Genomic DNA, 18,610 nt, shown 5'->3' on the forward strand with positions numbered 1-18,610 from the left:
GGTTGAGACTGGACGAGGTGAGCCGGGGCGCCCGGGGTGGCGTTGGTTTCGGGATTGGAGGCAGTTCGTGGGTGACCAGCCCCTGTTGTTGATTGCGGCCGGCGGGACCGGCGGGCACATGTTTCCGGCCCAGGCGCTGGCCGAGGCGATGCTCGCCCGCGGCTGGCGGGTCAGGCTTTCGACCGATGCCCGCGGCGCGCGCTATGCCGGCGGCTTTCCCGAGGGGGTCGAGATACAGCGCATTGCCTCGGCCACCTTCGCCCGCGGCGGCGTGCTGGCCAAGGCGCTGGTGCCATTCCGGCTGCTCGCTGGCGTGGCGGCGGCCAAGCTGCGGATGCTGTTCGACCGGCCGGCGATCATGGTAGGCTTCGGCGGTTATCCGACGATCCCTGCGATGACCGCGGCGTGGATCCTGCGGGTTCCGCGGATGATACATGAACAGAACGGCGTGCTGGGCCGGGTCAACCGGATCTTTGCGCCCCGCGTCGATGCCGTCGCCTGCGGCACTTGGCCGACCGACCTGCCCGAGGGGGTGCGCGGCGCCCACACCGGCAATCCGGTGCGCGCAAGCGTCATGGCGCGGGCCGGCGCGCCCTATATTCCGCCCGGCGACTATCCGATGCAGATCCTGGTGATCGGTGGCAGTCAGGGCGCGCGGATCCTTTCGGATGTCGTCCCCCCCGCCATTGCGGCTTTGCCGCTCGACATGCTGGCGCGCCTGCGCGTCGCCCATCAGGCCCGCGGCGAGGACGAGGAACGGGTGACCCGATTCTATGCAGACCATGGCGTCAATGCCGAGGTGCAGCCGTTCTTCGACGATGTTCCGCGGCGGATGACCGAGGCGCAACTCGTGATATCGCGCTCGGGGGCGTCTTCGGTTGCGGACATCAGCGCCATTGGTCGGCCTGCGATTCTGGTGCCTTACGCCGCCGCCGCGGGCGATCACCAGACCGCCAATGCCCGCGGTCTGGACGAGGCAGGGGCCGCGCTGGTGGTGCCTGAATCCGCCCTTGAAGTAGAGGCGCTCTCCGGGCAGATAGCCACGATCCTGACAGAGCCCGACTGTGCCGCCGCCATGGCGCGTGCGGCGCTGTCTCAGGGGCGCCCCGATGCTACCGAAAGACTGGTCGAGATGGTCGAAGAACTGTCCGGCATTACCCCGAAGAGGCAGAGCAGAGATGATGGACGGAAGCACGCTGATGAACGCGGTCACGAAACTTCCCACTGATGTGGGCCCCATCCACTTCGTCGGCATCGGCGGGATCGGGATGTCGGGCATAGCAGAGGTGCTTCTGACCCACGGCTATACGGTGCAGGGATCGGATCTGAAGGCCAGCAAGATCACCGAGCGGCTCGAATCGCTTGGCGCGCGGATCTTCGAGGGCCAGCGGGCCGAGAACCTCGAGGGCGCCGAGGTCGTCGTCATCTCGTCGGCAATCAAGTCCGGGAACCCCGAACTCGACGAGGCGCGCCGCCGCGGCATGCCCGTGGTGCGCCGTGCCGAGATGCTGGCCGAGTTGATGCGGCTGAAATCGAACGTCGCGATCGCGGGCACCCATGGCAAGACCACGACGACGACGCTGGTCGCGACGCTGCTCGACGCGGGCGGGATCGACCCCACGGTGATCAATGGCGGCGTCATCCACGCCTATGGCTCGAACGCGCGAGCCGGCACAGGCGAATGGATGGTGGTCGAGGCGGACGAGAGCGACGGCACCTTCAACCGTCTGCCAGCGACCATCGCCATCGTTACCAACATCGACCCCGAACACATGGAACACTGGGGCACGATCGAGAACCTGCGCCAGGGCTTCTATGATTTCGTGTCCAACATCCCGTTCTATGGTCTGGCGGTCTGCTGCACCGACCACCCCGAAGTGCAGGCGCTGGTCGGTCGTATCACCGACCGCCGGGTCGTCACCTTCGGCTTCAACGCCCAGGCCGACGTGCGGGCGGTCAACCTGAGCTACAAGGCGGGGGTTGCGCATTTCGACATCGTGCTGCGGGCCGAGGACCGGGTGATCGAGGGCTGCACCCTGCCGATGCCGGGCGATCACAACGTCTCGAACGCGCTCGCCGCGGTTGCGGTTGCCCGCCACCTCGGCATGAAGCGCGACGAGATCCGCGATGCCCTGGCGCATTTCAAGGGCGTCAACCGCCGCTTCACCAAGGTTGGCGAGGCCAACGGCGTCACGATCATCGACGATTACGGCCACCACCCGGTCGAGATCGCCGCGGTGCTGAAGGCCGCGCGGCAATCGACCGAGGGGCGGGTGATCGCCGTGCACCAGCCGCACCGCTATTCGCGTCTGCATAACCTGTTCGACGACTTCTGCACCTGCTTCAACGAGGCCGATGTGGTCGGCATAGCCGAGGTCTATGCCGCGGGTGAGGAGCCGATCCCCGGCGCCTCGCGCGACGATCTGGTGGCCGGGCTGATCCGCCACGGCCACCGCCATGCGCGCGCGATCCGCGACGAGGCCGATCTGGAGCGGCTGGTCCGCGAACAGACCCAGCCCGGGGACATGGTGGTCTGTCTGGGCGCGGGAACGATTTCGGCCTGGGCGAACGCCCTGCCCGAAAGGTTGACGAAGTGAATCCTCTGGCGGGTGTCCCTCCGGCCGACCGGGCTGGGGCAGGGCGCGTCCCCGGCATAAGCCGGGCGCAAGCGAGGAAAGGCACAGCATGAGCCTGTCATTGGTACTTGCCGCCGCCTGGACCGTGGCCGTGGTCGCCAGCGCGCCCTGTGCGGTCGAACATTCCGGGCGGATGATCCTGTTGGCCTATGTGGCCGCGGGGATCCCGTTGCTGGGGTACATGACCTATCAGAACGGCCCCGTTGCCGGGCTGCTGGGGTTTGCCGTCGGTGCGGTCATCCTTGGCCACCCGCTGCTGCGCCTGCGCGGCCCGTTGCAATGGCTGCGCCGGCGCCTTCGGCACCGGGAAGAACCGGAGCACTGACGCATGGCGCAACCGGGGGATATTCAGGTCCGCGGCACGCTGGTCGAGGATCGCCGCCTCGACGGCCTGACCTGGCTCCGGGTTGGCGGCCCTGCGGACTGGTTGTTCCAGCCCGCCGACCGCGACGATCTTTGCGGCTTTCTGGCGGCGCTTGACTCTCAGGTGCCGGTGTTCCCGATCGGGGTCGGGTCCAACCTGATTGTCCGCGACGGCGGGATCCGCGGTGTGGTGATCCGGCTGGGGCGCGGCTTCAACGCCATCGACTGCAGCGCGGGCGAGGTGACGGCAGGCGCGGCAGCCCTTGACGCGCATGTGGCGCGCAAGGCGGCCGAGGCCGGGCTTGACCTGACGTTCCTGCGCACCATTCCGGGGGCCGTCGGCGGGGCGGTGCGGATGAATGCGGGGTGTTATGGCAGCTATGTTGCCGACCACCTGATCAGGATCGAGGCGGTCAGCCGGGCGGGGCAGGTGGTGGCGCTGTCGGCGGCCGAGCTGAAGCTTGGCTATCGCCATTCCGACCTGCCGGCCGACTGGATCGTGACCCGCGCGACGTTCCGGGCGAACCCTGGCGATCCGGCGGACCTGGCGGCGCGGATGCAGGACCAGATCGCGCGGCGCGATGCCAGCCAGCCGGTCAAGGACCGCTCGGCCGGGTCGACCTTTCGCAATCCGGCGGGCTTCAGCTCGACCGGGCGCGCCGACGACGTCCACGATCTGAAGGCCTGGAAGCTGATCGACGAGGCGGGGCTGCGCGGCGCCTGGCTGGGCGGGGCGCAGATGTCGCAGAAGCATCCGAATTTCCTGCTGAACGCCAACAACGCCACGGCCGCCGAGCTGGAGGCGCTGGGGGAGCGGGTCAGGAAAGAGGTTTACCGGACCAGCGGAATACAGCTAGAGTGGGAAATCATGAGGGTCGGTGAACCGGCCCCTGAAGTCGACCGGACCTGATCGTCCGGGAACGTAGTTGGCGACATCCCGGTCGATACCGGGTCGCACAACGCAACACGGGCCAAGTCCTTGAAAAAAGGCGGAAAGCCCGGAAATCGAGGCGGGCATGTCGAGCAGGACAGCCCCAAAGGTCGCGGTCCTTCTTGGAGGACCATCGACGGAGCGAGAAGTCTCGCTGTCGTCGGGGCGCGAATGCGCCGTCGCCTTGAGGGGTGAAGGATTTCAGGTCGTGGAAATCGACGCCGGGCCGGACCTGGCGGCGCGATTGGCCGAGCTCGCCCCCGACGTCGTCTTCAATGCCTTGCATGGCCGCTGGGGCGAGGACGGTTGCGTTCAGGGTCTGCTCGAATGGCTGCGGATCCCCTATACCCATTCGGGCGTGCTGGCCTCGGCGCTCGCCATGGACAAGGAACGCACGAAGCTTGCCTATCGGATGGCGGGCCTTCCGGTCGTCGAAAGCCGTCTTGCCTGCGCCGCCGAGGTGCGCGCGCGCCATGTGATGGCGCCGCCCTATGTGGTCAAGCCGAACAACGAGGGTTCGTCGGTCGGGGTCTATCTGGTCCAAGACCATGCCAACAGCCCGCCGCAGCTTTCGCCCGACATGCCCGAGGTGGTGATGGTCGAGAAATTCGCGCCGGGCCGCGAGATGACCTGCACGGTGATGGGCGACCGCGCCCTGACCCTGACCGATATCCTGACCGACGGCTGGTACGATTATGACGCCAAGTACAAACCCGGCGGCTCGCGCCACGTGCTGCCAGCCGACGTGCCTGCCGAGATATTCGATGCCTGCCTCGACTATTCGCTGAGGGCGCATCGGGCGCTGGGGTGCCGCGGCATCAGCCGTACCGATTTCCGCTGGGACGAGGCGCGCGGGCTTGCGGGCCTCGTGCTGCTGGAAACCAACACCCAGCCCGGCATGACCCCGACCTCGCTCGCACCGGAACAGGCGGCCCATTGCGGCATCCCGTTCGGCGCCTTCTGCCGCTGGATCGTGGAGGATGCGTCGTGCAACCGGTAAAGCCCGAGCCGCGCGTCTATTCCCGCAAGGGCGCCCGGCCGTCGGGACGCGACCCTGCCCCCTCGCGCTGGTCCTACCGGATGCACCGGATGTGGCTGACCCCGGCCTATCGGCGGATGCTGCGGGTCGGGCTGCCGGGGCTGCTGGTCGCGGGGCTGGCACTCTGGTTCCTGTCCGACAAGGCTCGGGTCGAGGACATCACGACCTGGGTCGACGAGACAAAGCGCGCGGTCGAGGAACGGCCCGAGTTCATGATCAAGGTTCTGTCGATCGAGGGCGCCTCGCCCGAGCTTGCCGATGCGGTCCGCGAACAGCTGGCGCTGCGGCTGCCGCTGTCGTCCTTCGATATCGAACTGGAGCCGATGCGCCAGAACGTCGAATCCTTCAATGCCGTCGCCTCGGCGCGGATGCGGATCAAGCCCGGTGGCGTGCTGGTGGTCGAGATCGTCGAGCGGCAGCCCGCGGTGCTGTGGCGCCATGTCGGCGGGCTGAGCCTGCTGGATGCCGAGGGCAATCTGGTTGCCGGGGCCGCGGCGCGCACCGACTGGCCCGACCTTCCGCTGGTGGCGGGGCAGGGCGTTGAACAGGCCGTGCCCGAAGCGCTGGCGCTGATCGCGGCGGCGGCGCCGCTGGCTGGACGGCTGCGCGGGCTGATGCGCGTGGGCGAGCGGCGTTGGGACGTGATACTGGACCGCGGACAGCGGATCCAGTTGCCCGAGAAGAACGCGGTTGCAGCGCTCGAACGGCTGATCGCCCTCGATCAGGCGCGCGACATGCTGGACCGCGAGATTACCGTGGTGGATTTCCGAAATCCGCTGCGCCCGACCGTGCGCCTGACCAGCTACGGCGTCGAGGAAATTCAGAAAATCCGAGATTTCGAGTTCGGGAGATAACAGGCGATGACCGACCTCTATCAGACACAGCGCAGCATGCGACGCATGCGCAATCAGGCAATGGACCGCGGCGTGATCGCGATCCTCGATGTCGGCACCAGCAAGATCGCCTGCCTTGTGCTGCGCTTTGACGGGCCGGAAAAGTTCCGCGGCGGCGAGGGCGTGGGATCGCTGGCGGGCCAGTCGAGCTTTCGGGTGATCGGTGCCGCCACCACCCGGTCGCGCGGCGTGGCCTTTGGCGAGATTGCCGCGATGCGCGAGACCGAGCGCGCGATCCGCACCGCGGTGCAGGCGGCGCAGAAGATGGCCAACGTCCGGGTCGATCATGTGATCGTCAGCTTTTCGGGCGCACGGCCGCGCAGCTATGGCCTCGACGGCCGGATCGACCTCGCTGACAGCACGGTGCGCGACGACGATGTGGCGCGGGTGCTGTCGAGCTGCCTGGTGCCGGATTTCGGCTCGGACCGCGAGGTCCTGCACGCGCATCCGGTGAACTTTGCAATCGATCATCGCTCGGGGCTGAACGACCCGCGCGGCCAGATGGGCAACAGCCTGTCCGTTGACATGCATCTGCTGACCGTCGACATGCAGGCTATCCAGAACCTGCTTTACTGCATCAAGCGTTGCGACCTGGAACTCGCCGGGCTCGCAAGCTCGGCCTATGTCTCGGGGATCTCGGCGCTGGTCGAGGACGAGCAGGAGCTGGGGGCTGCCTGCGTCGATCTGGGCGGCGGATCGGCCGGCATTTCGGTCTTCATCAAGAAACACATGATCTATGCCGATTCGGTGCGGATCGGCGGCGAGCACATCACCCAGGATATTTCCAAGGGGCTGCAGGTGCCGCTGAACGTGGCCGAACGCATCAAGACCTTTTATGGCGGGGTCACCGCCACGGGCATCGACGACCGCGAGATGATCGAGATCGGTGGCGATACCGGCGACTGGGAACATGACCGGCGCAAGGTCAGCCGCGCCGAACTGATCGGGATCATGCGGCCGCGGGTCGAGGAAATACTGGAAGACGTGCGGGCAAGGCTCGATGCGGCCGGCTTTGATCATCTTCCGGCGCAGCAGATCGTGCTGACCGGCGGTTGCAGCCAGACGCCGGGTCTCGATGGTCTGGCGTCGCGAATCCTTGGCCAGCAGGTGCGGCTTGGACGGCCGCTTCGGGTGCAGGGGCTTCCGCAGGCGGCCACCGGCCCGGCGTTTTCGGGCTCGGTCGGGCTCTGCCTGTTCGCGGCGAATCCTCAGGACGAGTGGTGGGACTTCGACATTCCCGCAGATCGCTATCCGGCGCGATCGCTGAAGCGCGCGGTGAAGTGGTTCCGCGACAACTGGTAGGGCTCCGCCCCGGCGCCGAACACGGAGTTTTGCGCCGGGACGGTTGAAATCGCTGGTGTTTCGGCGGCCTGGAATGTAAGCTGCATTGCAGAAGATGACGCTGGATAAATCCCGCGCAGGCAGGCCGAGCAGCCGCCCAGACATGACACGACGCACACCCCGGAATGGGTGTGTCCATCCCGCCGCGGGCGCCTGGCGCTCGCGCTGCTTGTGTGCCGTTTTGTCAGTTTAACCAGATGCAGCGGTTGCCCCAAAGATACAGGGAATACCTCGGCGGAATTCCACCATATTTTGTGGCATTTTTGCACTTTTTTCGTGACGCCGGGGGATGTGCCGCGTATGCTGTGGCAAAACAGACGGGAAGTCGGGGCTCAGGCGCCCCATCGCGACAGGCAGATTGCCGCCATTCGACAAGGCGGCCAGGACAGGCGGAGAAAAAATGGCATTGAACCTCAGCATGCCGATCGAGCAGGACGAACTGAAGCCGCGGATCACAGTGTTCGGCGTCGGCGGCGCTGGCGGTAATGCCGTCAACAACATGATCGAGAAGAACCTCGAAGGTGTCGAGTTCGTCACGGCCAATACCGATGCCCAGGCGCTGCAACAAAGCAATGCGCCGAACCGGATCCAGATGGGGGTGAAGGTGACCGAGGGGCTGGGCGCAGGTGCGCGGCCCGAGGTCGGTGCAGCGGCGGCCGAGGAAACGATCGAAGAGATCGTCGACCACCTCGCGGGCGCTCACATGTGCTTCATCACCGCCGGCATGGGCGGCGGCACCGGCACCGGGGCGGCCCCGATCATCGCCCAGGCGGCGCGCGAGCTTGGCGTTCTGACCGTTGGCGTGGTGACCAAGCCCTTCCAGTTCGAAGGCGCCAAGCGGATGCGCCAGGCCGAAGAAGGCGTGGAGAAGCTTCAGAAGGTGGTCGACACGCTGATCATCATTCCGAACCAGAACCTGTTCCGGCTGGCGAACGAGAAGACAACCTTTACCGAAGCCTTCAGCCTGGCCGATGACGTCCTTTATCAGGGCGTCAAGGGCGTGACCGACCTGATGGTGCGTCCGGGCCTGATCAACCTCGATTTTGCCGACGTACGCTCGGTCATGGACGAGATGGGCAAGGCGATGATGGGCACCGGCGAGGCCGAGGGCGACGAACGCGCCATCCAGGCCGCCGAGAAGGCAATCGCCAACCCGCTGCTGGACGAGATCAGCCTGAGAGGCGCCAAGGGCGTTCTGATCAACATTACCGGCGGCTACGACCTGACATTGTTCGAACTGGACGAAGCGGCGAACCGGATCCGCGAAGAAGTCGACCCCGAGGCCAACATCATTGTCGGCTCGACGCTCGACATGGAGATGGAAGGCAAGATGCGGGTGTCCGTCGTGGCAACCGGCATCGACGCCGGGCAGGTGGTGCACGACATTCCGCGTCCGAACCGGTCGCTGCGTGAGCCGATGCGGTCTATTGCCCCGCAGGCCGTCGAACCCGAAGAACCCGCCGTGGCGGTCGCGCGCGAGCAGGAACCGAGCCTGTTCGGCGGCTTCGCCCCGATCCGCGAGGAAGCGGTCGTCGTGGACGAGGGCGATGACGTGCCGCCCCCCGCCTATCAGCCGCAGGCCAGCGATCCCGTTGTTCTGATGACCGACGAGGAGATTGCGGCCGAGGCAGCCCAGGCGGCGCAAACCGAACAGCGCCGCGTCGCAGCCCCCGGCACGCCGACCCCCGAGGCCCTGCAGCGGCTGCGCGCCGCGGTCAACAAGGCGGCGCCGAACGATCCCCGCCTCGCCGCCCGGACCGCAGAGGATGCAGCGGGCGAAAAGCGTGGCTTCGGCATCGGCTCGCTGATCCACCGGATGTCGGGCCAGCACGAGATGCCCGAGCGTCCTGTCGCGGCGCCGCGACAGCAGCCGCCGCATCTGCGCCCGGCCCAGGGCCGTGCCCAGACCGCCTTCGAGGACGATCCCGAGACGGATCCCGATAACGACCGGATCGAAATTCCGGCGTTTCTGCGCCGTCAGGCGAACTGAGCCGATCACGTAATCGACTTTCGGAAAGGGCCGTTTCTGCGGCCCTTTTTCTTTTTTATCAGCGATTTATGGGGCGATGCTGGGGGCTCGGCGGGGAACTGCCCAGTTCCGCGAACCCATGTTACAAGCAGTCACAATCTTTGAATTGAGCTGCAGTGCGGCCGCACGTATCTCACAATTGCCGGAGCGTGATCTCCGGCCAAGAGATACAGTAACGCCGAGTGACCGCCTTGCAAACGACCCTGAAATCCCCTGCACGCCTGCTTGGCGCCGGACTCCACTCCGGGCGCCCGGCCCGGATCGTGATCCTGCCGGCCCCGGCCGACACCGGTATCCGTTTCCGGCGCAGCGACGTGACGGATCGGGACGCCTGGGTGGATGCGCGTTGGGACATGACCAAGCATGTGCCGCTGTGTACCCGGCTGGTCAATGCCGACGGGGTCAGCGTTTCGACCGTCGAGCATGTGATGGCCGCCCTTGCCGGGCTTGGCGTTCACAATGCCGTGGTCGAGGTCTCGGGTCCCGAGGTTCCGATCCTCGACGGTTCGGCCGCGCCCTTCGTCCGGGCAATCCTGAAAGCCGGCCTTCGGCCGCTCGACGCCCCGGTGCGGGCGCTGCGGATCCTCAAGGCGGTGGAAGTGTCGGACGGTCCGGCGCGCGCGCGGCTTTCCCCGTCTGACGGGCTGCAGATTGACTTCGAGATCGACTTTGACGTGGCAGCGATCGGCCGGCAGGTCCGTGGGCTCGACATGGCGAACGGCGCCTTCGTGCGCGAGCTGTGCGACAGCCGCACGTTCTGCCGTCTGTCGGATGTCGAATACATGCAGGCAAACGGCCTCGCCCTTGGCGGTTCGGCGGAAAACGCGGTTGTGTTCGATGGCGACCAGGTCGTGACCCCGGGCGGACTGCGCCACGGCGACGAGCCGGTGCGGCACAAGATGCTCGATGCGCTTGGCGATCTGGCTTTGGCTGGTGCGCCGATTCTCGGGCGCTACACCGGCGTCCGTGCCGGTCACACCCTGACGAACCGCCTGCTGCGCAAGCTCTTTGCGACCCCGGGTGCGGTCGAGTGGACCGTCTGCGACGCCGCGCTTCAGCGCCGGTTGCCGGGGGTCGGGGTCAGCCTCGCGGACCTCGCCGCGGTCGCCTGACCGCCGGGGCACCGCTCCGAGCCCGTCAACCGCCGGGCGGGCCCCTGCGACATCACCTTAAGGAAATCCGGTGCAGACCCGTTTTGCCCCGGATTTTTCTATGCTAGACGATTTGGCATCCTGGTAGTGCGCCCGGATCCGAAGGCAGCAAGTAGGCAAGGGTTTGACGGCATGGCAGTGCGCAGCGTGACACTCCGGCTGGTCGGGGTATTGATGATCGCCCTGCTGGCAGCGGGCTGCGATGCCAATTCCCGTGGCATCAAGGCCAGCCGCGGCGCGCCGCTCGAGAGCTTTACCGCCGAACAGATCTACAAGCGTGCCGAATACGACCTGAACGGCGGCAACCCTGACGACGCGGCCGAATTGTTCGGCGAAATCGAGCGTCTCTATCCCTATTCGGAATGGGCCAAGCGGGCGCTGATCATGCAGGCGTTCTCGTACCACACCGCGCATGATTACGAGAACAGCCGTGCGGCGGCGCAACGCTATATCGACTTCTATCCGGCCGACGAGGACGCGGCCTATGCCCAGTACCTGCTGGCGCTCAGCTATTATGACCAGATCGACGAGGTCGGCCGCGACCAGGGCCTGACATATCAGGCGCTGCAGGCGCTGCGCACGGTGATCGAGGTCTATCCCAACAGCGAATACGCCAAGTCGGCGATGATGAAATTCGATCTGGCCTTCGACCACCTTGCGGCGAAGGAAATGGAGATCGGGCGCTATTACCTGCGCCATCAGCATTATACCGCGGCGATCAACCGGTTCCGGGTGGTGGTGGAAGATTTCCAGACTACCTCGCACACGCCCGAAGCGCTGCTGAGGCTGGTCGAGGCCTATCTGGCGCTCGGGCTCGACGACGAGGCCGAGACCGCGGGCGCGATCCTGGCCTACAACTTCCAGGCGACAGTCTGGTATCGCGATGCCTACTCGCTGCTGGTCAAGAACGGTCTGACCGCGCAGGCCAAGGGCGACAGCTGGCTGCGGCAGGTCTATCGCCAGATGGTCAAGGGGCAGTGGCTCTGACCGGAACGCGCCCTTTCGGATGCGTGCCGCCGGCAGGCGCAACTTGCCCGGGGAACGGCGGCACGTTGCGGGTCGCCCCGGCGGGGATGCCAGTGGGGTGACGGCATGCTGCGCGGACTGGAAATTCGGGACATCCTGATCATCGATCGGCTGGAGCTGGAGTTCCGGCCCGGCTTGAACGTGCTGACCGGCGAGACCGGGGCAGGCAAATCGATCCTGCTCGATGCGCTCGGGTTCGTCCTGGGCTGGCGCGGCCGGGCCGAACTGGTCCGCGAGGGCGCGGCGCAGGGCGAGGTCACGGCCTGGTTCGAGCTGGACGAGGGCCATCCGGCGCGCGCGGTGCTGCGCGAGGCCGGGTTGCCCGAGGACGAGGAACTGATCCTGCGCCGGGTGAATTCGGCCGACGGGCGCAAGACCGCCTGGATCAATGACCGGCGCAGCTCGGGCGAGGTCCTCAGGCGGCTGTCGGACGCGCTCGTCGAACTGCATGGCCAACAGGACGACCGCGGGTTGCTGAACCCGCGCGGGCACCGCGGGCTGCTCGACGCCTTTGGCGGCCATGACGACCTGCTGGCGCAGGTGCGAACCGCCTGGGGCGCACGGCGCCGCGCCGCGGCGGCAGTGTCCGAGGCCGAGGCGCGGCTCTCGGCCCTGCGCGGCGAGGAGGAATTCCTGCGCCACGCGGTCTCCGAGCTTGACGCGCTGGCGGCCGAACCCGGCGAGGAGGAAGCGCTCGACACAAGGCGGCGGCTGATACAGGCGGGGCTGCGGCTTGGCGAGGATATCGCGCGGGCGCATGCAGCGATCTCCTCCGAGGGCGCCGAGGGGCAGATTTCGAATGCGTTGCGCTGGCTCGACGGAGCTGCCGAAGGCGCCGAAGGGCGGCTCGATGCGCCCATCGAGGCATTGGGCCGGGCGCTCGATGCGCTTGGCGAGGCCGAGCAGGGGGTGGCCGAGTGCCTCGAGGCGTTGAGCGTCGACCCGCACCAGGCCGAGCGGATCACCGAAAGGCTGTTCGCGATCCGGGATCTGGCGCGCAAGCACAAGGTCGCGGCCGACGCGCTGCCGGAACTGGCCGAGGGCTTGCGCGCGCGGCTTGAGGCGCTCGACGCCGGGGCCGGGGATCTGGCCGGGCTGAAGGCAGAGGCCGCCGCCGCGGCAGAGGCCTATGCCACCGCGGCCGGGGCGCTCGGCACGGCGCGGCGCGCGGCCGCCCTGCGGCTCGATGCAGCCATGGCGGGCGAGCTTGCGCCGCTGAAGATGGAGCGCGCGGTCTTCACCACCGGCATCGCTGCGGGCGCAGCGGGCCCCGAAGGGCAGGACGAGGTGGGATTCACCGTCGCAACCAACCCCGGCGCGCCGGCGGGGCCGCTCAACCGCATCGCCTCGGGCGGAGAGCTGTCGCGCTTCCTGCTGGCGCTGAAGGTCTGCCTGCGCGGCGAGGACAGCGGCGTGACCATGATCTTCGACGAGATCGACCGCGGCGTCGGGGGCGCTACCGCCGATGCCGTGGGTCGGCGGCTGCAGGCGCTGGCCGATCGCGGGCAGGTGCTGGTCGTTACCCATTCGCCGCAGGTCGCGGCACGCGGCGGTCACCACTGGCGGGTCGAAAAGCGGGTCGAGGGTGGCACGACTCTCTCGACCGTGACGCCGCTCGATCCGCCCGCGCGGGTCGACGAATTGGCGCGGATGCTCTCGGGCGATACGGTGACGGACGAGGCACGGGCCGCGGCGCGGGCGTTGCTGGAGGGCTGACGCGCGCCCCCACTCCCCCCGCCCGTTGCACCGAAAAGAAACCCGCCCCCGTCTTCTTCTTGGAAAAATACCTCGGGGTGCGGGGCAGCGCCCCGCTTCCTGAAATGAGCTCAGCCGACCGCCGCCTGAGCGTGCGGCGCCAGATCGGGGACCAGCTTTCCCGGGTTCAGGATCCCCGCCGGATCGAAGGCCTGCTTGATCGCCCCCATCACCTGCCAGCCTTCGCCATGTTCGGCCTTCATATAGGTGCGCTTGCCGATGCCGACGCCGTGTTCGCCGGTGACCGTGCCGCCAAGCGCCAGGGCGCGTTCGGCCATTCGGTGGGCCAACGCCTTGGCGGTCGCCATTTCGGCGGGCGACTCGTCCTTGACCAGCAGGCAGGCATGGAAATTGCCGTCGCCGACATGGCCGACGATGGGCCCGGGAATGCCGCTCGCGGCGATGTCGGCGGCGGTCTGTTCGACCGCTTCGGCCAGCCGCGAGATCGGCACGCACATGTCGGTCACGATGCTGCGGGCGCCGGGGCGGCTCGCCAGGATCGCGTGATAGGCACTGTGGCGCATCTTCCACAGCGCGTTGCGGTCCTCGGTCTTCGTGGCCTGCCGGATGCCGGTGCCGCCGGTTTCGCCGGCAAGCTCCGCAAAGCGGCGGGCATCCTCGGCGGCGGCTTGCTCCGAGCCATGGAACTCGACCAGCAGATGCGGGGTCAGAGGGAAATCGGCGCCGGAATAGGCGTTGATCGCGGCAATCGCGGCGGCATCGACGAATTCGATCCGCGCGACCGGAATCCCCATCTGGATCGTGGCGATCACGGTCGCGACCGCGTCGTGGATCCGCTCGAATGCGCAGACGGCGGTCGATATCGCCTCGGGCACGCCATGCAGCCGCAAGGTCAGTTCGGTGATCAGCCCCAATGTGCCCTCCGAGCCGACGAAGAGGCGCGTCAGGTCATAGCCCGAGGCCGATTTGCGCGCCCGGCTGCCGGTATGGATCACCCGCCCGTCGGCCAGCACCACCTGCAGCCCCAGCACGTTCTCGCGCATCGAGCCATAGCGCACGGTCGTGGTGCCGCTGGCCCGCGTCGCAGCCATGCCGCCCAGCGAGGCATTGGCACCGGGATCGACCGGAAAGAACAGGCCGGTGGCGCGCAGGTCGGTATTCAGCTCCTCGCGGGTGATGCCGGGCTGAACCCGGCAGTCCATATCCTCGCCATTGATCTCGATCAGCCGGTTCATGCGCGCGAAATCGACCGAGACCCCGCCCGCAACCGCCAGCGACTGACCTTCAAGCGACGTGCCCGTCCCCCAGCCCACCACCGGACAGCGCTGGCGCAGACAAATCCGCATCAGCGCGGCCACTTCCCCGGTCGTCTCGGGCCAGGCGACGGCATCGGGCAGGGCCGGGGCATAGTAGCTTTCGGACTGCCCATGGTGGTCGCGCTCGGCCGTGGCGCGGGAAATTCGATCACCCAGAAGGTTCGACAGCTCTGCAAGGGCCTCGTTCACGCTCATCTCGTGCCTCCTCTCTGGCGGGATCAGGGTTTCAGTCTAGAATACACCGCGCCGGGGCAAAAGACGGGGCGCCAATCCCGCACGCAGGAGGACATCCTTGGGGCAGAGCACGCAGGCGCTGATCCGCCGCCAGATCGACGAGGCCCGCGCCAGCCTGCGGCGTGGCCGCGAGACGCTGCACCGCAAGGGGCCGGGCAAGGTGCTGTTCTGGGCCGTCGCGCTGGCGCTCGGGCTCGTTTCGGGCGCCGCCGCAGTCGGGTTTCGGAACGGCATTCTCTGGCTGCAGGGCCTGCTCTATCGCACGCCCGACGTGAACCACATCCACAGCCATGCCGGCACGCTGCCCTGGTGGATGCTGCTTGGCATTCCGATCTGCGGCGGGCTGGCCGTCGGGTTGATCCTGGACCGTTTCACCCCCGACGGGCGGGTGCGGCTGGTCGCCGACGTGATCGAGGGCGCGGCGTTGCACAATGGCCGGGTCGAAAAACGCGCCGGCATCGCCTCGGCGCTCGCCTCGCTGATCACGCTGTCCTCGGGCGGTTCGTCGGGGCGCGAGGGGCCGGTCGTGCATCTGGCGGCGGTGCTGGCAAGCTGGGTGTCCGACCGGATGCAGGCCGACCCGATTGCCGGGCGCACACTTCTGGGCTGCGCGGTCGCGGCGGCCGTTTCGGCCAGCTTCAACGCGCCGATTGCCGGCACCTTGTTCGCGCTCGAGGTGGTGTTGCGCCATTATGCGGTCAGTGCCTTCGCGCCCATCGCCATCGCCTCGGTTGCCGGAACGGTGGTCAGCCGGCTCGCCTTTGGCGACGTGCAGGAATTCGCGCTCGCCCCGCAGACCATGCTAAGTTTCTATGTCGAACTGCCGGCCTTCGTGCTGCTCGGGCTGCTCTGCGGGCTGGTCGCGGTGGCGTTGATGCGGGCGCTGTTTCTGGGCGACGACTGGGCGAGCCACATGCAGGAGCGGCTTCAAATGCGACGCTGGCAGCGGCCCGTGGTGGCGGGTGCGCTGCTCGGGCTGCTCGCTCTGGTATTCCCCCATGTGATCGGCGTGGGCGTCGAGACGACGGCGGCAGCGCTCAGGGCTGAACTGGGGCTGCGGCAGGCGGTGCTGCTGGCCGTCGTCAAGGTGATCGCGGTCGTCATCACCATGGCGGGCCGCATGGGGGGCGGGGTGTTTTCGCCCGCGCTGATGGTCGGCGCGCTGACCGGGCTGGCCTTTGGCCATGTCGCGACCGATCTGGTGCCAAGCTATTCCGGCACTGGCGAGCTTTATGCCCTGGCGGGGTTCGGGGCGGTGGCGGCGGCGGTGCTGGGCGCGCCGATCTCGACCACGCTGATCGTGTTCGAACTGACCGGCGACTGGAAGACCGGCCTTGCGGTGCTGGTTGCGGTGGCGCTGTCGACGGCACTGGCCAGCCGGCTGGTGCACCGGTCCTATTTTCTGACCCAGCTGGAAAACCGTGGCGTGCGGCTGGCGGCCGGACCGCAGGCCTATCTGCTGACGAAATACTCGGCCGCGATCATCATGCGGGCCAAGGATGGCCCGCGCGCGGCCCCCGAGGACCGCTGTCTCGAGATGATGGCAGAGGGCGTGATGCTGGCGCCCGAGGCGACGCTCGAGGTGGCGCTGCCGCTGTTCGAACGGGACGGGCACGGGTTCATCCCCGTGGTCGGGCGCGACGAGACCGGGCAGCAGACCGATCTGCTGGGGGCTCTGTTCTATGTCGATGCGCTGCGCGCCTATTCCCGCGCGCTTGCCGAGACGGCGGCCGAGGAACATGGCTGATCGCAGAGCGCGCCGGGCGGCGTGGCGATGCCCGGGCGCGCGCCTCTGACCTCAGCCGATCTCTTCCTCGTGGCAAGACAGTTGCGCCCCGCCCGGCGGCGTGAACATCGCATCGCGACCCTTGATCCAGAACTCGGTCGGCCCGCCTTCCCAGATGTCGCTGGCATAGCGCGACCCCGAGGCCGAGATCGCGATCGGCAGAACGAGCGCGTTGTCGCGCCAGCGCAGCACGACCATCGGGTCGGCGGTGTTGACGAAAGTGGCGCTCAGCCCGGCATCGAGCCCGCTGCATTCGTAGGCAAAGGGGCCGAGCGAGGCGCCGTCGCCTTCCCTTGCATCGGCGTTTCCGGCGCGGATCTCGTCGATGCGAAAGGCGTATTCGTTGGCGACGCAGGTCTCGAGCCCGAGCGAGGACTTCCAGCACGCGTCGCGGCCCTTGATCCAGCCGCGCTGGGTTTCCTTCAGCGACTGGCTGCGGTCGGGCGTCGCATGGGGTCCGTTGACGGCAAGATTATAGACCCGCGCCAGTTCGACATCGAGTTCGGCAAGCGAAGGCGTGGCGCAGACCGCCTTTTCGGCGTCGCTTTCCGCGGCAGAGCAATCGAAGGACGGTTGAGCGCCGACCACGGCTGCAACGCAGGCGAACGGCAGGGCAAGAAGGCAGGCGTGTTTCAAGGCGGGTCCTCCCAACGGATCCTGAAGTGACGACCACTATGGCGCCTCGCCACTGGCGGGCAAGGCGAAAGCTGACGAAGCGGCAGCGCATGGTTCCGGCGTTGACAGTTTCAGGCGCTTTGCTAGCGTGCCGGGATATCACTTATGTGGATCATCCCATGACACTACTCCGCTCTGTCGCCGTGGCGCTTATCGCCTCTGGTGCAGCCATGGCCCTTGCCCTGCCGCTTGCCGCACAGGACGAGACGCCTGCGCCCAAACTTGGCCCCAACGCGGTGCCGATGACCGCCGAAACGACGTTCCTGCGCGAACAGCCGGCGCCGGACTATTGGGCCTTTGCGCCCTTCGTGAAGCCGCAGTTCACGACCTCGGCCTGCTCCATCGCTTCGGTCACCGCGGCAGTGAACGGTCTGCGCGGCCTGCCGGCGCTGGCCGAGGACACCGTGACGACCCAGTCCGACCTGCTGGAGGTGGTGGGCGATGCCGACTGGGCGTCGCTTTCGGCCGAGGGCGGCGATGGCGTGACCTTCGACCAGCTTGTCCAGTTCACCGGCGAGGCGCTGGCCGCGACCGGGCTCGATGGTGCAACGGTCGAAACCTTCCACCCGACCTCGAACGATGCCGAGACGCTGGCGGCGATGAAGGCGATGCTGGCCGCGAACGAGGCCTCGGCCGACGACGTGATGTTGCTCTATTTCAACCAGGGCGTGGTGACCGGCGACTGGGACGGGCCGCATGTGTCGCTGATCGGCGCCTATGATGCGCCGAACGACAAGGTGCTGATCCTCGAGGTCGATCAGGAATGGTACATTCCCTACTGGACCCCGACCGAGGTTCTGCTGGACGCCATGCTGAAGCCGACCTCGGCCGAGCACGGGGTTCTGGAGGGCCAGACCGGCGGGTTCGTTCACATCGCGAAATGACCCGGTGAGGGCCGGCGCAAGCGCACCGGTCCCGCCGCCCCGGCGCTGGATCAGGCGACCGCGGTCTCAGGCTTGAGGCTCATGCGGAACCGCGGGCCGGGGCTTGCCTGAACCTCGAAGCCGCAGCAGGGATAGACCGCCTGCGCCGCGTGGTTCGCGGGATCGGTGCCAACGGTGAGATAGCCGCAGCCGCGCCCGGCCGCCTGCGCCTTGGCGGCCTCGATCAGACGCCGGCCAAGCCCGCGCCCGCGCCATCCCGACTCGACGTAAAGGTGGTGCAGATCCATGCCGCGGGCACCGGCCTGAAGCTGGGCCAGCGGCAGCAGCGCGGCATATCCCACAAGCGCACCGTCGCTTTCGGCCACTAGAACCGTGATCCAGGGGGCGTCGCCAAGGACGTCGCGGCGCAGTGTGGCGCGGTCAAGCGCCGGCGTGTCGCCGTGATGCGCGGCCAATGCCGCGATCATCTCGGCAAGGCGCGGTATGTCGGCCCATTGCACCGGGCGGATTGACGGCTCGGGGGGGCGGAGGTCGGTCAGGGTCAGGTCGGATCGGCAGTCCATCTTAGGCTCCTCTGGTGCCACAGAGGA

At 67.6% G+C, this 18,610-nt stretch carries 16 protein-coding genes; 13 read left to right on the top strand and 3 right to left on the bottom strand.

The window, feature by feature from the left end; all coding sequences use genetic code 11:
- The first annotated feature begins 67 nt into the window (after window positions 1–67).
- From DQG17_RS15905 to recN, 11 genes are all read left to right on the top strand, one after another.
- Complete coding sequence (locus tag DQG17_RS15905; RefSeq protein ID WP_255415664.1) at window positions 68–1,228, top strand: glycosyltransferase; 1,161 nt, start codon at window positions 68–70, stop codon at window positions 1,226–1,228.
- Window positions 1,182–2,597 carry a UDP-N-acetylmuramate--L-alanine ligase gene (gene murC / locus DQG17_RS15910; protein ID WP_116133840.1) on the top strand — a complete coding sequence of 472 codons (1,416 nt, stop codon included), beginning with the start codon at window positions 1,182–1,184 and terminating at the stop codon, window positions 2,595–2,597. The genes DQG17_RS15905 and murC overlap by 47 nt, the downstream gene beginning before the upstream one ends.
- Window positions 2,598–2,685: 88 nt before the next feature.
- A complete protein-coding gene (locus DQG17_RS15915; RefSeq protein ID WP_116133841.1) occupies window positions 2,686–2,961 on the top strand; it encodes a DUF2484 family protein in 276 nt (91 codons plus the stop codon).
- 3 nt (window positions 2,962–2,964) lie between these two features.
- A complete protein-coding gene (murB, locus tag DQG17_RS15920) occupies window positions 2,965–3,909 on the top strand; it encodes a UDP-N-acetylmuramate dehydrogenase (RefSeq protein ID WP_116133842.1) in 945 nt (314 codons plus the stop codon).
- A 106-nt stretch (window positions 3,910–4,015) separates the two neighbouring features.
- Window positions 4,016–4,930, top strand: a complete 915-nt coding sequence (locus tag DQG17_RS15925) for a D-alanine--D-alanine ligase (protein WP_116133843.1) — start codon at window positions 4,016–4,018, stop codon at window positions 4,928–4,930.
- Window positions 4,918–5,823, top strand: coding sequence for a cell division protein FtsQ/DivIB (locus tag DQG17_RS15930; protein ID WP_232829466.1), 906 nt, complete (start codon window positions 4,918–4,920; stop codon window positions 5,821–5,823). The genes DQG17_RS15925 and DQG17_RS15930 overlap by 13 nt, the downstream gene beginning before the upstream one ends.
- A 6-nt stretch (window positions 5,824–5,829) precedes the next feature.
- Complete coding sequence (gene ftsA, locus DQG17_RS15935) at window positions 5,830–7,164, top strand: cell division protein FtsA (protein ID WP_116133844.1); 1,335 nt, start codon at window positions 5,830–5,832, stop codon at window positions 7,162–7,164.
- 439 nt (window positions 7,165–7,603) lie between these two features.
- Window positions 7,604–9,193 carry a cell division protein FtsZ gene (ftsZ, locus tag DQG17_RS15940; protein WP_116133845.1) on the top strand — a complete coding sequence of 530 codons (1,590 nt, stop codon included), beginning with the start codon at window positions 7,604–7,606 and terminating at the stop codon, window positions 9,191–9,193.
- 230 nt (window positions 9,194–9,423) lie between these two features.
- Complete coding sequence (gene lpxC / locus DQG17_RS15945; protein WP_116133936.1) at window positions 9,424–10,344, top strand: UDP-3-O-acyl-N-acetylglucosamine deacetylase; 921 nt, start codon at window positions 9,424–9,426, stop codon at window positions 10,342–10,344.
- Between the two features lie 171 nt (window positions 10,345–10,515).
- Complete coding sequence (locus DQG17_RS15950) at window positions 10,516–11,370, top strand: outer membrane protein assembly factor BamD (RefSeq protein ID WP_116133846.1); 855 nt, start codon at window positions 10,516–10,518, stop codon at window positions 11,368–11,370.
- 105 nt (window positions 11,371–11,475) lie between these two features.
- Window positions 11,476–13,125 carry a DNA repair protein RecN gene (gene recN / locus DQG17_RS15955; RefSeq protein WP_116133847.1) on the top strand — a complete coding sequence of 550 codons (1,650 nt, stop codon included), beginning with the start codon at window positions 11,476–11,478 and terminating at the stop codon, window positions 13,123–13,125.
- Window positions 13,126–13,235: 110 nt separating this feature from the next.
- Here recN and DQG17_RS15960 read toward each other — a convergent pair whose 3' ends face one another.
- Window positions 13,236–14,636, bottom strand: a complete 1,401-nt coding sequence (locus DQG17_RS15960; RefSeq protein ID WP_116133848.1) for an FAD-binding oxidoreductase — start codon at window positions 14,634–14,636, stop codon at window positions 13,236–13,238.
- A 97-nt stretch (window positions 14,637–14,733) separates the two neighbouring features.
- Here DQG17_RS15960 and DQG17_RS15965 point away from each other — a divergent pair, with 97 nt between their 5' ends.
- The gene (locus DQG17_RS15965) at window positions 14,734–16,422 is read left to right on the top strand and encodes a chloride channel protein (protein ID WP_116133849.1); all 1,689 of its coding nucleotides are present in this window, start codon (window positions 14,734–14,736) and stop codon (window positions 16,420–16,422) included.
- 51 nt (window positions 16,423–16,473) lie between these two features.
- Here DQG17_RS15965 and DQG17_RS15970 read toward each other — a convergent pair whose 3' ends face one another.
- Window positions 16,474–17,097, bottom strand: a complete 624-nt coding sequence (locus DQG17_RS15970; protein WP_232829467.1) for an MliC family protein — start codon at window positions 17,095–17,097, stop codon at window positions 16,474–16,476.
- Window positions 17,098–17,255: 158 nt separating this feature from the next.
- Between DQG17_RS15970 and DQG17_RS15975 the strand changes: the two genes are divergently transcribed.
- Window positions 17,256–18,020, top strand: a complete 765-nt coding sequence (locus DQG17_RS15975; RefSeq protein WP_116133851.1) for a phytochelatin synthase family protein — start codon at window positions 17,256–17,258, stop codon at window positions 18,018–18,020.
- A gap of 50 nt (window positions 18,021–18,070) precedes the next feature.
- Here the strand turns inward: DQG17_RS15975 and DQG17_RS15980 are convergent, their stop codons facing one another.
- Window positions 18,071–18,583: a GNAT family N-acetyltransferase gene (locus tag DQG17_RS15980; protein ID WP_116133852.1), complete on the bottom strand. Its 513-nt coding sequence runs from the start codon at window positions 18,581–18,583 to the stop codon at window positions 18,071–18,073.
- Window positions 18,584–18,610 lie beyond the last annotated feature (27 nt).

Origin of the sequence: Tropicimonas sp. IMCC34043 (assembly GCF_003390845.1) — a bacterium.
In the GTDB taxonomy this organism is placed as follows: Bacteria; Pseudomonadota; Alphaproteobacteria; order Rhodobacterales; family Rhodobacteraceae; genus Tropicimonas.